Here is a 15,144-nt window from a genome sequence, read left to right as displayed (position 1 = left end):
TCACCGGTATGTTAACCGGAATTTAACACTTTGTAAATTGATTGTAAAAAAACCATCATTCCCCTTCATGGATGCTCTCATGGAATTGTTTGTTCAGTAGCACCTTGAATGTCGTCCCCTTATTCAGTTCGCTTTCCACTTCGATTTTCGCTTCATGCGCCTCCAGGATGTGCTTGACGATGGCAAGGCCGAGGCCGGTTCCCCCGGAGTTGCGGCTCCTTGCTTTATCAACCCGGTAGAAGCGCTCGAATATGCGCGGAATCTCCTCTTGTGCAATCCCGATGCCGTTATCTTTTATGGACACAAGTACCTGCTTTCCTGCGTCCTCCACTCCGACTTCCACGATCCCGCCTGGCGGAGTGTAGGAAATCGCATTACTGATCAAGTTGATGAAGACCTGCTTCAACCGGTAGCTGTCCACCTCTGCAAGGACCGGGGATTCATTGTGCACATCCAGGGTGATGCCCTTTTCCCTGGCACGCTCGTTCAGGATGGGCAGGATCTCTTCGATAAGTCCGGATATGGATTCCTTTTGAAGGGAGAGCTCGAAACCGCTCTTTTCCACTTTGGACAGCTCCAGGAGATCCTGGATCAGTGATTGAAGACGGTCGCTCTCCTTCAGGATGATATCGAGGAAGTTCCTCAGGGTGTCCTCATCCTTCATCGCCCCATCGAGGAGCGTTTCAGAGAAGCCCTTGATGGATGTAATCGGCGTCTTCAATTCATGCGACACATTGGCAACAAAATCTTTTCTCATCTGCTCGAGCTTTTTCAGTTCCGTGATATCATGGAAGACCACGACGATCCCCTTCCACACATTGTTGTGACCGATGATCGGGGCCCCGTATACCTCGTAGTGCCTCCGCTCGATCTGGTAAGGAAGCAGGATCTGCTTGCGGACCCGCTTCTCCGTCATGAAGATTTCCTCCACCAGTCGATTCACCTCTTGGAAATGGATCACTTCATGATAGCGGACCTTCCGAAGCTCCTTTTCCTCCAAATTGAAGAATTCCCTGAAGGTGCGGTTGGTCAATACGATGAACCCGCGATGATCAATGAGGAGAAGGGCACTTCCCATATTTTCGATCAGGGTGGTGAGCCGGTCCTGCTGCATTTCCTGGGCATTGACCATTTCCTGGAGGTTACGTGCGAGGATATTGATCGAGGAGCTCAGCATGCTGGTCTCATCGAGTCGATCCTCGAAGGTCCTGGCACGATAATTCCCTTTCGCAAGCTCCATGGCTACATTGGTGGCGGATTCAATCGGTTTTGTATACCGCACGGTGATCCTTGACCCCAAGATGATGATCAGGACCAACGCAAGCACGAGGGAAATCGTCAGGACCAGCCATATCTGCTGGTTCCCTTCTTCGAATTCATCCACCTCGGTACTCATGATAAGGAGTCCGTCGGATTGATTCCCGTTCTGATTGAGGGGATACCAATAGTAACGGAACTCCCTGCCTTCGTCGACCACCTTCTTGTGACGGTCCTTCACATCCCAGTCATCCTTGATGGATGCGATGATCTCTTTCTGCTTCTGATCCCCCAGGGAACCCGGACGTTTCGTATCGTCAATGACCTTCCCGTCCTTATCCAGCAGGGTAATGCGCACATCGAGGATATCGCTGAGCTCATTGATGATGGAGGGATTCGTTCCCTGCAGCGGTCCATTTTCTTCTATTGAATTGGCAAGAAGCCTTGCTTCTTTCTGAATCCTGGAGTTCAGCGTCTCCAGATAAAAATTCTTGAAGATTTGTCCAAGCAGGAGACCCAGCCCGATCAACACGCCGATGATAAGGGTGATGAGCGCCAGAAGAAGCTTCGTCCTGTACTTGGTCATGAGGATTTGGGACCCTCTAATTTATAGCCAAGCCCTCTGATGGTCTTGATGTAAATCGGTTTCTTCGTATTAGTCTCGATTTTCTCCCGGAGATGGCTGATATGCACATCCACGATCCTTGTGTCGCCCGCGAAATCATAATTCCACACCGCGCTCAGGAGCTGGTCTCTCGTCAATACCCGTCCGCGGTTGTCTGTCAGGTAAAGAAGAAGTTCAAATTCCTTCGGCGTCAGTTCAAGGAGTTCACCTTGGAAATACGCTTCATATTGTTCGGGGTACACTTTCAATTCTCCGACTTCCTTGTAATCCACGTCATGGCTTTCGGATTGTTCTTTCACCGCTGCGGATGCCTGGCTCCTTCTCAGGATCGCTTTCACCCTCGCCACCACTTCACGTGGACTGAAGGGCTTCGTCATATAGTCATCGGCACCGAGCTCGAGTCCCAGCACCTTATCGAATTCATCATCCTTTGCCGTCAGCATGAGGATCGGCGTACTGATCTTTCGCTGGCGAAGTTCTTTGCACACTTCGATCCCATCCATGGATGGAAGCATCAAATCAAGGATGATCAGATCGGGTGATTCCGAGACGGCCTTATTCAAGCCTTCCTCTCCGTCGTGTGCCGTCATGACAGCATAACCCGACTGCTCCAGGTTGTATTTTAACAATGTTGCGATCGATTGTTCATCATCCACTACCAGAATGTTTTTGCTCATTGATTATAGGCCTCCAAGAGAATGAATTTACCCCTTCATCCATTAGCATTATGTAATTGTACTTTTATTATAATATAATTTTGCAGTGTTACCACTACTATTCGGCGTTTTGAGAGCAGTCGGGATAAATGTCCCCTCTTTCATCCAACGTTTTGAGAGATGTGATGGTATCCGTGATGAACGCAATGAGCGGGCCAATCGTTCCCCACCGGACCACTTGAAGGACCGGGAGCGGTGGCTGCACAGAACAGTCGGCAAATAAAAAAACCGCTCTGAAGGGAGCGGGTTAAAAATTTTCAAGGGCATGGCTGTTCATCTTCTCCAACCGGTGAGGCGGGCATACGTTGATCCTTCCCGTCACGACCCTTTCATCGTCTTCATTATCTGCGCTTACTTCGATGATGACGGAATGGGCCTTCAAATCGATTTCTTTTACTTCAAACAGAAATCGGACGGTAGCGTAGTGATAAACGGGCTTATGGAATTGGATGGATTGTTCGACGATATGCGAGCCGGGTCCAGGCAGGTATTTTGAGACGGCTGATGTGATGATTCCCGTCAACATGATGGATGGGACGATCGGCTTCTTGAAAGGCGTTTGCGATGCATAGTCGTGCTGAATATATAAAGGATTGGCATCATTCGTCAAGCCAAGGTAGAGAAGGAGTTCATTGTCCTCGATCTTCTCTGTGAGCGTCAGCTTCTCACCAATGGTCATATCTTCGATTTTTCTTCCCGGTTTTCTTTTTTTACCCAGTAACATGAACGCACCTCCTGAATGTAAACACTTACATTTTTAAATAGTCTGTCTATTAATATAGTATCATTTCTATTGTGCCCAAACAAAGGACTTTTTAGTAGAATTTCAAAAGGGATTCAGTGCATGAAAAAAAGGTTGAGACAAAACGAAAAAGATGCCATGAAATGACGAACACAATCGTATAGTTTCTTTATACCGCTCATGATTTCCGTGCAAGACTTCGCAGCCCGTGAGCCTCCTCGGCACGCCTGCGGGGAGCCACTCTTCCAGCAGGGGTCTTCGTCTTACACTCCAATCAACCGCTGGAAACGATAGAAAAATGTTCATGAAACAAATGAAAAACCCGAACTCTTTTGCCTGATCGTAGGCAAACGAATTCGGGTTCTACTATGACTGAAACACGTTTGTCCCAGCCCCACGTACTATTTTACACCAATGCTTCCATGACGTTTTTGACGGCACTTGCCGATTGGCCGAGTGCTGTTTTCTCTTCTTCCGTCAGTTCAAGCTCGATGATTTTCTCAAGACCGTTTCCACCAAGGATCGTTGGTACACCAAGGTAAATTCCGTCATATCCATATTCGCCTTCAAGATAAGCGATGGCAGGGATGACGCGGCGTTGATCTTTGAGGATCGCTTCCACCATCTGAACGAGTGAAGCTGCAGGGGCATAGTAGGCACTTCCGTTTCCAAGAAGACCGACGATTTCCCCACCACCTTTACGCGTGCGCTCAACGATGGCATCGAGGCGATCTTTCGGAATCAATGTTTCAAGCGGGATTCCGCCTGCATAGGAATAGCGGATGAGCGGTACCATGTCGTCACCATGTCCACCAAGAACGAAACCAGTAACGTCTTTCACTGATAGATTCAGTTCTTGGGCAACGAATGTACGGAAGCGGGCAGTATCAAGGACACCCGATTGACCGATGACGCGCTCTTTAGGGAATCCGGACTCTTTGAACACCGTATAGGTCATGGCATCCACAGGGTTCGTCAATACGATGATGTAACAGTTTGGCGAGTACTTCACGATTTCCTGCGTCACGGACTTCATGACTTTTTGGTTCGTCTGAACAAGATCATCACGGCTCATTCCAGGCTTACGCGCGATACCGGCTGTGATCACCACGATGTCCGAGTCCTTCGTATCTTCATAGTTCGACGTACCGATGATGTTCGAATCGAATCCTTGTACCGGACTTGCTTCGAGCATATCCAAAGCCTTTCCTTTGGTCGGATCTTCATTTTGCGGGATATCAACAAGCACCACATCAGAAAGTTCTTTTTGTGCAAGCATCAATGCTGTTGTGGCACCAGTGAATCCTCCACCGATTACTGAAACTTTTCTACGTTTGATTGTCATCATTGCTTCCCCCTGTTCTTATGTAAGACAGGAGCAGATTCTGCCCCTGTCAGTCAATGAATTACATATTTTCGATCAAGGCTGTACCGAACTCTGAACATTTCACTTCTGTTGCTCCATCCATGAGACGGGCAAAGTCATATGTTACGACTTTGGAAGCGATTGTTTTTTCCATTGATTTCGTGATCAGATCTGCTGCTTCATTCCAACCGAGGTGCTCAAGAAGAAGAACGCCAGATAGGATGACAGAAGATGGATTCACTTTATCAAGGCCTGCATATTTAGGTGCAGTTCCGTGTGTTGCTTCGAAGATGGCATGGCCGGATTCATAGTTGATGTTTGCTCCAGGAGCAATTCCGATTCCACCAACTTGTGCAGCAAGGGCATCTGAGATGTAGTCACCGTTCAGGTTCATGGTCGCCACAACATCGAATTCAGCCGGACGCGTAAGGATTTGTTGAAGGAAGATATCCGCGATGGAATCTTTTACGATGATCTTGCCGGCAGCTTCAGCATCAGCTTGTGCTTTGTTGGCAGCATCAAGACCGTCAGCATCCTTGATCTTATCGTATTGAGCCCATGTGAATACTTTATCGCCGAATTCCTTTTCAGCAAGCTCGTAGCCCCAGTTTTTGAAAGCTCCTTCAGTGAACTTCATGATGTTTCCTTTGTGGACAAGGGTTACAGACTTGCGGCCTTCTGTGATCGCATAGTTGATGGCAGCGCGCACAAGACGGCTTGTCCCTTCTTCCGATACAGGTTTGATCCCGATCCCGGATGTTTCAGGGAAGCGGATCTTGTTGACGCCCATTTCATCTTGAAGGAAGCTGATCAATTTTTTCACTTCATCAGAACCCTTTGCATACTCGATACCGGCATAGATATCTTCTGTGTTTTCACGGAAGATGACCATATCCGTATCTTCAGGACGCTTCACCGGTGAAGGTACGCCTTCGAAGTAGCGTACAGGGCGAAGACATGTGAACAGGTCAAGCTCTTGACGCAGTGCTACGTTCAATGAGCGGATCCCGCCTCCTACAGGAGTTGTCAGTGGTCCTTTGATCGCGATGAAGTATTCGCGGATCGCTTCAAGCGTTTCTGCAGGGAGCCATTCACCCGTTTTGTTGAATGCTTTTTCACCGGCATACACTTCTTTCCACTCGATCTTGCGCTCACCGTTGTACGCTTTTTCAACGGCAGCATCAAGGACGCGCTGAGAGGAAGCCCAGATATCCGGACCAGTTCCGTCTCCTTCGATAAATGGTACGATCGGATGATTCGGGACGTTCAATTGCCCATTCTCATTCGTGATTTTTTCAGCTTGTGTCATGTATGTACCCTCCATTTACTCATTATCAAAGGGAACAACGCCCATCGCTGTGAGCATGTCATTCCCTTTATCTATTACTATTACACCAATATTTTGAGTGTTTGTAAATATCGGTGATTAACCTCTTTCGCTTACCGGCACGTATTCTTGCTTCCCAGGCCCGATATAATCGGCACGAGGGCGGATCAGACGGTTGTCGGAATATTGCTCAAGGATATGTGCAAGCCAGCCCGATACCCTGCTGACCGCAAAGATCGGCGTGAACAGATCATGGTCGATCCCAAGGCTGTGATAGACGGACGCAGAATAGAAATCGACGTTCGGTGGAAGATCCTTCTTCGAGGTGAACGTTGCATCCACTTTCTCGGAGATTTCGTAGTATTTGCCTTGTCCCGTCAGCTCGGTTAGGCGCTTCGACATTTCCTTAAGATGCTTGGCACGAGGGTCCCCTTGACGATAGACGCGGTGTCCGAAGCCCATGATTTTCTCTTTTTTCTCCAGCTTATCAAGTACGTACTCTTCAGCCTTATCGACGCTTCCGATTTCAGTGAGCATCTTCATGACCTGTTCATTCGCACCACCGTGAAGCGGACCTTTCAACGCACCGATGGCCGCCGTGACACCAGAATAGACATCTGATAGAGTGGCAACGCATACACGGGCCGTGAAGGTAGACGCATTCAGTTCGTGGTCGGCATGAAGGACGAGCGCTTTGTTGAATGCTTCGATTTCAACCGGTTCAGGTGTTTTGCCGTTCAGCATATACAGGAAGTTCGCCGCAAAGTTCAAATCCTTGCGAGGCGCAATCGGCTCCTGTCCGTTACGGATGCGTGCGAATGACGTGACGATCGTCGGGATCTTCGCCTGAAGGCGCACGGCTTTCATGTAGTTTTCCTGTGGATCCATGACATCCGCCTTATCATCATACAGGCCAAGCATGGATACCGCCGTCCTGAGCGCGGCCATCGGGTGGACTTCCTTGGTGTTGTACATCTTGAAATGCTCGATCACCTCAGGTGGAAGAGCTGCATTTTCTGCAAGCAGGTTGGATAGCTCTTCCAACTCTCCTGCAGTAGGAAGCTTAAGATGCCACAATAAGTAGATAACCTCTTCGAAACTAGCATTATTTGCTAGATCGTCGATATTGTAGCCTACGTATGTAAGAGTGTCATCAATGATGGAACTGATGGATGACGTAGTAGCTACAATTCCTTCTAATCCGCGAGTCGCTGTCATAATAATCTCTCCTTTGTTTAATTACTTCTACCCATTTCCCTATGAGCTTAAAACCCTAGCCATCGCCGTGCGATAAGCTTCAGGATCTTTAAAAGAACGATTGACCGTGAAGTGAGCGATTGCTCACCCAGCCAGCAAAAAATGATTCCCCGCCCCATCTTTGTCATATTATGACGATCTGTGAGCTTGGGATACGCTTACATTTCCTATTATAAACAATACTCAGACTTTTGTGAATGAAAACGCATTAATTTATGCAAATTATTTTTCTAGTAAAATAAACCACTCCGATTTTCCCACGCATACACTCGCATATCCGGTATGCTCTTTCCAAACGAAAGAAAGCCCCTCCCCTGATGGGATGGGGCTTTCACTCCGTCTCTAAGCGATCATTTCATATACCTTCATGGCAAGATAGGCGATCCCTGCTCCGATAAGGGGACCGACAGCGACCCCCTTGAATACGGCAACCGCGATGACGGTACCAAGTACGAGTGCCGTCGTGATGTGGGGATCGTTTTCCAGGAGGGTCAATCCATTCTTGGCGATGATGGCCACTGCCATCCCGGATATCAATGCAATCCAAGCGTACGGGGACTTCATGGATGAAATGAGATCCTTGAAGCCGATCTCACCCGTGGCGATGGGGGCAAGCACGGCGATCGTGATGATGGTCACCCCCCAGTTGATGCCTTTACCGGAGATCGTGCTGAAAATCTTCTCGTCTGCACCCAGCACACGAAGGATAATCAATACAGCCGATGCAATTATGATGGATTGGTTCTTGGCTACGAACCCGATCCCTAATAATAATAGTAAAAATAATAAAGGCTGGGACAAGCCATCCTTCCTCCTCTCTATCTCCGTTCAATCGTTATCCTACCATACCAACGGCTGTTAACAAACAGGGTTGAAAACTATCTTTCCGTTCTTACCTGAATTAAAATAGAATAGACTAGCTTTAGGAGGGATGCCGTTGAACCTGGAGTATTTATATCGATTCATTCGTTTTCTCATTGTCGTGGCCATCGTGAGCCTAGCGTTCGTTGCCCTGTTTTACATATGGAAACTCGCTTACCCTTTTGTGATCGCCATTGCCATCGCCTTCCTGATGAACCCCTTGGTGAATGTTCTCGAAAAAAAGGCGAGGTTTCCGCGCATATGGGCCGTGACCCTTTCCCTGCTCATGATTGTATCAGCTTTTGCCGGATTAATCACCCTGCTGATTGCGGAAATTGTCTCAGGAGCCAATTATCTGGCAGAAGTTTTGCCTAAACATGTCGAAACCCTCGTGGATTACGGAGAGGATGTCATAGCCGGGAAGGTCATGCCGTTCTATGAGCAGGTGTCCGGTTTGTTCAAGAATCTCGATGCAGGACAGCAGGATACCGTCATGGAAAATATACAGGCCGCAGGAACGAAAATCGCCACTTCTGCAGGGGACTTCCTTCAAAATTTCTTCACGAGGCTCCCGCAGCTCGTTTCGTGGATCCCGAATGCTGCCACTGTGCTGATTTTCTCTGCACTGGCCACCTTTTTCATCAGTAAGGACTGGTATACATTATCCTCAAGAGCGGAAAGGTTTATTCCCGGGAAAGCCATGACAAGCGGCAGGAAGGTGATTGTCGACTTGAAAAAGGCACTATTCGGCTTAATCAGGGCACAGTTCACCCTGATCTCCATCACCGCCATCATGGTCCTGATCGGACTTCTGATCCTGAAAGTCGACTATGCCATCACCATCGCGCTTGTGACCGGACTTGTGGATCTGATGCCATACCTTGGTACCGGAGTCGTATTCGTCCCATGGATCGCCTATGAATTCATCACGGGGAATATGGGTCTCGGGATCGGATTGTCCGTCCTCTATGTTGTCGTGATTGTGCAAAGGCAGATCATGGAGCCGAAAATCCTCTCTTCCAGTATCGGACTTGACCCACTTGCGACACTTGTGGCCCTTTTTGTCGGCTTCAAGCTCATCGGTTTCCTCGGTCTCATCGTCGGCCCCATCGTCCTCGTCATCGGACAGACGCTTCACCGTGCGGGGGTGTTCAAGGACACTTGGCGATTCATCATCGGAGAAAAATGATATAAGGGGTTGGGACAAAACTAAAAAGGTACGATCTAATGACGGACACGATCCGTATAGGTTCTTAATACCGCTCATGATTTCCGTGCGAGACTTCGCTTTCCGCGGGTAGCCCGTGAGCCTCCCCGGCAAGCCTGCGGGATCTCACATCAGCTACTCTTCCCGCAGGGGTCTACGTCTTGCACCCCAATCAACCGCTGGAAACGATGATGGTCATGAAACAAAGTAAAAACCCGAATTCATTTGCTTATCGCAGGCAAATGAATTCGGGTTTTACTATGACTTAAACACGTTTGTCGCCTCTTTTCCGCGTTCAGCGATAGATGATGACATTCCGGTTCCTTCCCCATCTCCTGAACAGCCTGAAGAGGAAGGGCTTTATCATACTGCGCGTCGGCGGCAGCAACAGGATGAGTCCGAGCAGATCGGAAACAAATCCCGGCAGGATGAGGAGAAAGCCGCCTGCTGCAATGCAGAGGCCATCTGTGACGTGTCCTCCTGGCATGTGCCCGCTCTGGATATCCTGCTGGACTTTCCGGATTGCATCGAGACCCTGCTTCTTAGCAAGGAATGCCCCAAGGAGCCCCGTCAGGATCATGAGGGAGATGGTAGGGAAAGCTCCGATCAGATGACCCGACCAGATCAACAGGCTGATTTCAACAAATGGAAAGATGATGAGGGAAGCAAGAATGTATTTCATGAATGGATTCCTCCAGACGCTTTATCGTTTCACCCAGTATAGCACAGGTCGGGTCAGAACCCATACAAAAAGGCCGGAACCAACTATTGGTTCCGGCCCTACTATTTATTAGAGGATGCTTGCCTGGCCGTTGTAAACGACTCCGCGTGTCGCATCAACCGTGATTTCCTGTCCATCCTGGAACAATGCAGTGGCGTTTTCCACTCCAACGATCACAGGGATACCGAGGTTGATCCCTACAACTGCTGCGTGACTTGTCAGACCGCCTTCTTCCACGATCAATGCTGAGCATTTCTCGAGGGCAGGCATCATTTCTTTATCCGTTCCGATTGTAACGAGGACGGATCCTTCTTCTGTCTTGCTTACCGCTTCTTCAGCAGATGAAGCAACGACTGCTTTACCGAATGCAGATTTGCGTCCGATTCCTTGACCTTTCGCTACGATGTCACCGACAACGTGAATCTTCATAAGGTTTGTTGTACCGGATTCTCCGATTGGAACACCAGCCGTGATCACAATCAGGTCACCATGTTTAGTCATACCGGAATTCATGCTCTCATCGACTGCCATTTGAAGCATTTCATCCGTTGTGGAAGCTTTTTGACCCATGGTAGGGAATACACCCCATACAAGTGCCAATCTCCTTGTAACGGAATCATCGCTTGTGACGGCAACAATCGGCGCCTTCGGACGGTATTTCGAGATCATACGTGCTGTATGTCCGCTTTCCGTCGGAGCAACAATCGCATTTACGTCAAGGTTGATGGCTGTATGAGCGACGGATTGTCCGATTGCATCGGTCATGTTGTGCTCACAGTCTTTGATGCGTGCAGAAAGGATGGCGCTTGAATCAAGAGCCTGCTCTGCTCTTGAAGCGATGCTGTGCATGGTTTCAACAGCTTCGACAGGATAGCTTCCTGCTGCCGTTTCCCCTGAAAGCATGATGGCATCCGTTCCATCGAAGATCGCATTGGCGACGTCACTTGCTTCCGCCCTTGTCGGACGCGGGTTGCGCTGCATGGAATCAAGCATTTGAGTAGCCGTGATGACCGGTTTACCCTGTGCATTACACTTTTTGATGAGCATTTTCTGTACAAGAGGTACTTCTTCAGCAGGGATCTCAACACCAAGATCTCCACGTGCTACCATCAAACCGTCGGAAACTTCAAGGATTTCATCGATATTATCGACACCCTCCTGATTTTCGATTTTAGGGATGATGTGGATATGAGATGCGTTATGCTCTTCAAGAAGCTGGCGGATCTCAAGGACGTCAGACGCACGGCGAACGAATGAAGCCGCGATGAAATCAATCCCCTGTTCGATACCGAAGATGATATCATTGGCATCTTTTTCGGTGATTCCAGGAAGATTCACTGAGACGCCTGGTACGTTGACACCTTTTTTGTTTTTAAGGGCACCACTGTTGTTGATGACCGTGTGGATTTCCCCGTTTGCTTTATCGATCTTTGTGACTTCAAGTCCGATCAATCCATCATCAAGAAGGATTTTGGAGCCTTCATGTACATCATCGATCAATCCTTCATAGGAAACAGAGAACTTGTCCACTGTACCGACAACTTCTTGCATGGACACAATGATATTTTTCCCTTTTTCAAGCTCGATGCCGCCGTTTTCCATGGTGTGCGTACGGATTTCAGGTCCTTTTGTATCAAGGAGGATCCCGATATTTTTACCGGCTTTGGCAGCTGCTTCACGGATATTGATGATCCGTTGTCCGTGCTCTTCAAAGTCACCGTGTGAGAAATTCAGGCGGGTCACATTCATACCAGCATCGATAAGCTGGGATAGTTTCTCTACGCTTTCACTGGCAGGTCCGATCGTACATACAATTTTTGTTTTTCTCATTTTGTTACCTCCTGGGTTTGTACTTCTTTATTAGATGGAAAGTTCTTTGGAAAGATTATACATCTCAAGGTCGATATGATGTGGTTTGGCCAATGCTTCAATGATATCATAATCAACAAGCTGATTCTTTTCGATCCCGACAGCGCGACCGCCGTTCCCGCTCACGAGCAGCTCCACTGCTTTGGCACCGAGTCTGCTTGCAAGCACCCGGTCCGAAGCAGTAGGAGTGCCTCCACGCTGGATGTGTCCAAGTACGGATACGCGCGTATCCATGCCGGTCGCTTCCTTGAATTGGTCGGCGAATTCATTACCTGACATGACCCCTTCGGCCACGACGATGATGCTGTGTTTCTTTCCGCGCTCCTGCCCTTTATTCAGACGAGTGATCACATCATCCATATCGAATTTTTCTTCAGGGATGAGGACGGTTTCCGCACCACCTGCAAGGCCAGACCAAAGGGCGATATCGCCTGCATTGCGTCCCATGACTTCGATGATGAATGTACGCTCATGGGAAGTGGCCGTATCACGGATCTTATCGATGGCATCGATGACCGTATTCAGCGCCGTATCAAAGCCGATCGTATATTCCGTACCCGGGATATCGTTGTCGATCGTACCCGGAACGCCCACGCATGGATAACCCCACTCAGTCAGGGCTTTCGCTCCTTGATAAGATCCATCTCCACCGATGACGACAAGTCCTTCGATCCCGAACTTCTCGAGCTGTTCGATCCCTTTTTTCTGGCCTTCCTTCGTCTTGAACTCTTCACAACGCGCTGTGTAGAGCATCGTGCCTCCACGGTGGATGATATCACCGACGGAACCAAGCTCAAGCTTTTGAATATTTCCATTGATCAAGCCGTTATATCCTTGATAAATCCCGTATACTTCAACATCCATGAAAATCGCTTTACGCACGACGGCACGCACGGCCGCGTTCATACCTGGCGAATCCCCGCCACTCGTTAGTACACCTATCTTTTTCACTTCAATCACCTCTTGAGTAATATGCATATCTATGTAAAAAGAACATACGCATTTGTTAATGCTTTCACATAATTCAGGAAAATGGTAAATATGCCAATCTCCCTACTTATTATGGTCCAATGATACAAGGTTTATTTCTAAAATACCATGAAGAATAGCGGTTCTCAACAAGTTCCTCCTTCTCGGTGCAAAAGACGAAATGTTCACTTAACTGAAACCGATTAATCTTCCTTTTTATGACAGAAACCATCCTGAAAGAGAAAAGGACCGACAAAAGTCTTTATCCACTTTGTCAGTCCGCATTCTTTATGATTTTACCCCGATACGATCATTTAAAACAGTATACTCGCCAATTGCCTTAAATTTATCATAACGATGCTGGACGAGCTCCTCTTTCGACAGAGAGATCAGCTCTTTAAGGGATCGTTTCAATACGGCTTCGATCTTTTCGGATTGGGTTTTGACATCTTTGTGTGCCCCGCCCTTGACTTCTTCGATGATTTCATCGACGATGCCCAGTTCCTTCAGATCCGGTGCCGTGATCTTCATTGATTCAGCTGCCTTTTTGGCTTGGGTCGCGTCCTTCCAAAGGATGGCGGCCGCGCCTTCAGGGGAGATGACAGAGTACGTGGAATTCTCCAGCATGTGGATATGATTCCCGACTCCGAGTGCTAGGGCACCACCGCTTCCCCCTTCTCCGATGACGATACAGATGACAGGGACGGTCAGGCCGGCCATTTCCACCAGATTCCTGGCGATGGCTTCACTTTGACCCCTCTCCTCTGCTGCTTTCCCGGGGTAGGCCCCCTTCGTATCAATGAAGCAGATGATCGGACGATTGAACTTATCGGCCTGCTTCATGAGGCGAAGCGCCTTGCGGTACCCTTCAGGATGAGGCATCCCGAAGTTGCGCCTGATGTTTTCCTTCGTATCTTTTCCCCGCTGATGGCCGATGATGGTCACAGGCACCCCGTGGAAACGGCCGACTCCGGAAACGATCGCTTCATCATCCCCGTAGGTGCGATCACCGTGCATCTCCATGAAATCAGAGAATAGATTTTCGATATAATCGAGGGTGGTGGGGCGATTCGGATGACGGGCGACTTGAACCCTCTCCCACGGTTTCATGTTCTCATAAATATCCTGTTCAAGCTTCTGAAGCCTGTTTTCAAGCTTTTCGATTTCATTGGAAAGATCCACGTCTGAATCCTTCGTGAACTCCTTCAGCTCGGAAATCTTCTTCTTCAGCTCGAATACCGGCTTTTCAAATTCCATTTCATTTACCATGAGAGGTCACCGTCCCACTGATGTAGATCTACTAAAGTACCGATTTTATCTTTCAGGTCCAGCCTGTTCAACACGTCATCAAGCTGACCATGTTTCAAGAGGAATTCCGCCGTCTGGAAGTCTTCAGGGAGATCTTCACGGATCGTCTGCTCGATGATCCGGCGACCGGCGAATCCGATGAGCGCACCCGGCTCTGCAAAGTTATAGTCACCGACGGAAGCGAAGCTCGCCGACACCCCACCGGTGGTAGGATGGGTCATGATGGAGATGAAGAGCCCGCCATTATCACTGAACCGCTTCAGGGCGACGCTTGTTTTGGCCATCTGCATGAGGGAAAGGACCCCTTCCTGCATCCTTGCTCCACCTGAAGCCGTGAAAATGATGAATGGAACCTTTCTCCTGTCTGCTTCTTCAACTGCCCTCGTGATTTTTTCACCGACGACAGATCCCATGCTTCCCATGCGGAAGCGTGAATCCATGATGGCAAGGACGATCTCATTGCCATTCACCTTCCCGCTTCCCGTCAGCACAGCTTCGTTCAGATCCGTCTTTTGACGGTCTTTATCGAGCTTCTCCAGATAGTCGGGGAACCCGAGTGGATTGACCGATGCAAGCTCGCGATCGAGTTCAGAGAACGTTCCTTCATCGATGAAGCTGTCCACCCGTTCATGGGAGCTCATTCCATGGTGATACCCGCAATGAAGACAGACCTTGAGATTTTTCTGTAGCTCTTTCGTGTACATGATCTTCTTGCAATCCGGGCACTTTGTCATGATTCCTTCCGGTACATCATGTTTTGCTCCTTCGGAAGGGATTGTTGCGTATTTCCGTTTTTTCGGTTTATTAAATAGTTCCTTCAGCAAGGCTAAAACCTCCTTAACCAATTACAGACATCCCCTGGCCACCAGCTTGTGACGGGCAGGAGATGACTGCCTTATCTCTCTATTCGTGCATTCGA

At 48.7% G+C, this 15,144-nt stretch carries 13 protein-coding genes; 1 reads left to right on the top strand and 12 read right to left on the bottom strand.

The window, feature by feature from the left end:
- Positions 1 to 55 precede the first annotated feature (55 nt).
- The 7 genes from pnpS to ACNA6I_RS00835 form a co-directional block, all read right to left on the bottom strand.
- A complete protein-coding gene (gene pnpS, locus ACNA6I_RS00865; protein ID WP_048006327.1) occupies positions 56 to 1,843 on the bottom strand; it encodes a two-component system histidine kinase PnpS in 1,788 nt (595 codons plus the stop codon).
- Positions 1,840 to 2,559, bottom strand: coding sequence for a response regulator transcription factor (locus tag ACNA6I_RS00860; RefSeq protein WP_048006328.1), 720 nt, complete (start codon positions 2,557 to 2,559; stop codon positions 1,840 to 1,842). The genes pnpS and ACNA6I_RS00860 overlap by 4 nt, the downstream gene beginning before the upstream one ends.
- A gap of 286 nt (positions 2,560 to 2,845) precedes the next feature.
- A complete protein-coding gene (locus ACNA6I_RS00855; RefSeq protein ID WP_416312781.1) occupies positions 2,846 to 3,322 on the bottom strand; it encodes a MaoC family dehydratase in 477 nt (158 codons plus the stop codon).
- Positions 3,323 to 3,746: 424 nt separating this feature from the next.
- Complete coding sequence (mdh, locus tag ACNA6I_RS00850) at positions 3,747 to 4,685, bottom strand: malate dehydrogenase (RefSeq protein ID WP_048006330.1); 939 nt, start codon at positions 4,683 to 4,685, stop codon at positions 3,747 to 3,749.
- Positions 4,686 to 4,746: 61 nt separating this feature from the next.
- Positions 4,747 to 6,015 carry an NADP-dependent isocitrate dehydrogenase gene (icd, locus tag ACNA6I_RS00845; RefSeq protein WP_048006331.1) on the bottom strand — a complete coding sequence of 423 codons (1,269 nt, stop codon included), beginning with the start codon at positions 6,013 to 6,015 and terminating at the stop codon, positions 4,747 to 4,749.
- A gap of 117 nt (positions 6,016 to 6,132) precedes the next feature.
- Entirely contained in the window at positions 6,133 to 7,251 is a 1,119-nt protein-coding gene (gene citZ / locus ACNA6I_RS00840) for a citrate synthase (protein ID WP_048006332.1), read from the bottom strand.
- A 381-nt stretch (positions 7,252 to 7,632) separates the two neighbouring features.
- Entirely contained in the window at positions 7,633 to 8,091 is a 459-nt protein-coding gene (locus ACNA6I_RS00835) for a DUF441 domain-containing protein (protein WP_048006333.1), read from the bottom strand.
- 136 nt (positions 8,092 to 8,227) lie between these two features.
- Between ACNA6I_RS00835 and ytvI the strand changes: the two genes are divergently transcribed.
- Positions 8,228 to 9,340 (top strand): sporulation integral membrane protein YtvI, encoded by a 1,113-nt coding sequence (gene ytvI / locus ACNA6I_RS00830; protein WP_048006334.1) that lies wholly within the window; start codon positions 8,228 to 8,230, stop codon positions 9,338 to 9,340.
- Between the two features lie 313 nt (positions 9,341 to 9,653).
- Here ytvI and ACNA6I_RS00825 read toward each other — a convergent pair whose 3' ends face one another.
- The 5 genes from ACNA6I_RS00825 to accD all read right to left on the bottom strand — a co-directional run bounded on the left by ACNA6I_RS00825 (position 9,654) and on the right by accD (position 15,049).
- Complete coding sequence (locus ACNA6I_RS00825) at positions 9,654 to 10,040, bottom strand: FxsA family protein (protein WP_063190690.1); 387 nt, start codon at positions 10,038 to 10,040, stop codon at positions 9,654 to 9,656.
- Between the two features lie 108 nt (positions 10,041 to 10,148).
- Positions 10,149 to 11,909 carry a pyruvate kinase gene (gene pyk / locus ACNA6I_RS00820; RefSeq protein ID WP_048012679.1) on the bottom strand — a complete coding sequence of 587 codons (1,761 nt, stop codon included), beginning with the start codon at positions 11,907 to 11,909 and terminating at the stop codon, positions 10,149 to 10,151.
- A 30-nt stretch (positions 11,910 to 11,939) separates the two neighbouring features.
- Entirely contained in the window at positions 11,940 to 12,899 is a 960-nt protein-coding gene (pfkA, locus tag ACNA6I_RS00815; protein WP_048006337.1) for a 6-phosphofructokinase, read from the bottom strand.
- Positions 12,900 to 13,205: 306 nt separating this feature from the next.
- Positions 13,206 to 14,186 carry an acetyl-CoA carboxylase carboxyl transferase subunit alpha gene (gene accA / locus ACNA6I_RS00810; RefSeq protein ID WP_048006338.1) on the bottom strand — a complete coding sequence of 327 codons (981 nt, stop codon included), beginning with the start codon at positions 14,184 to 14,186 and terminating at the stop codon, positions 13,206 to 13,208.
- Positions 14,180 to 15,049, bottom strand: coding sequence for an acetyl-CoA carboxylase, carboxyltransferase subunit beta (gene accD / locus ACNA6I_RS00805; RefSeq protein WP_048006339.1), 870 nt, complete (start codon positions 15,047 to 15,049; stop codon positions 14,180 to 14,182). The genes accA and accD overlap by 7 nt, the downstream gene beginning before the upstream one ends.
- Positions 15,050 to 15,144 lie beyond the last annotated feature (95 nt).

The organism is Rossellomorea sp. FS2, assembly GCF_047915635.1.
Taxonomy (GTDB): Bacteria; Bacillota; Bacilli; order Bacillales; family Bacillaceae_B; genus Rossellomorea; species Rossellomorea marisflavi_A.
This window is presented reverse-complemented; position numbering and strand designations above follow the sequence as displayed.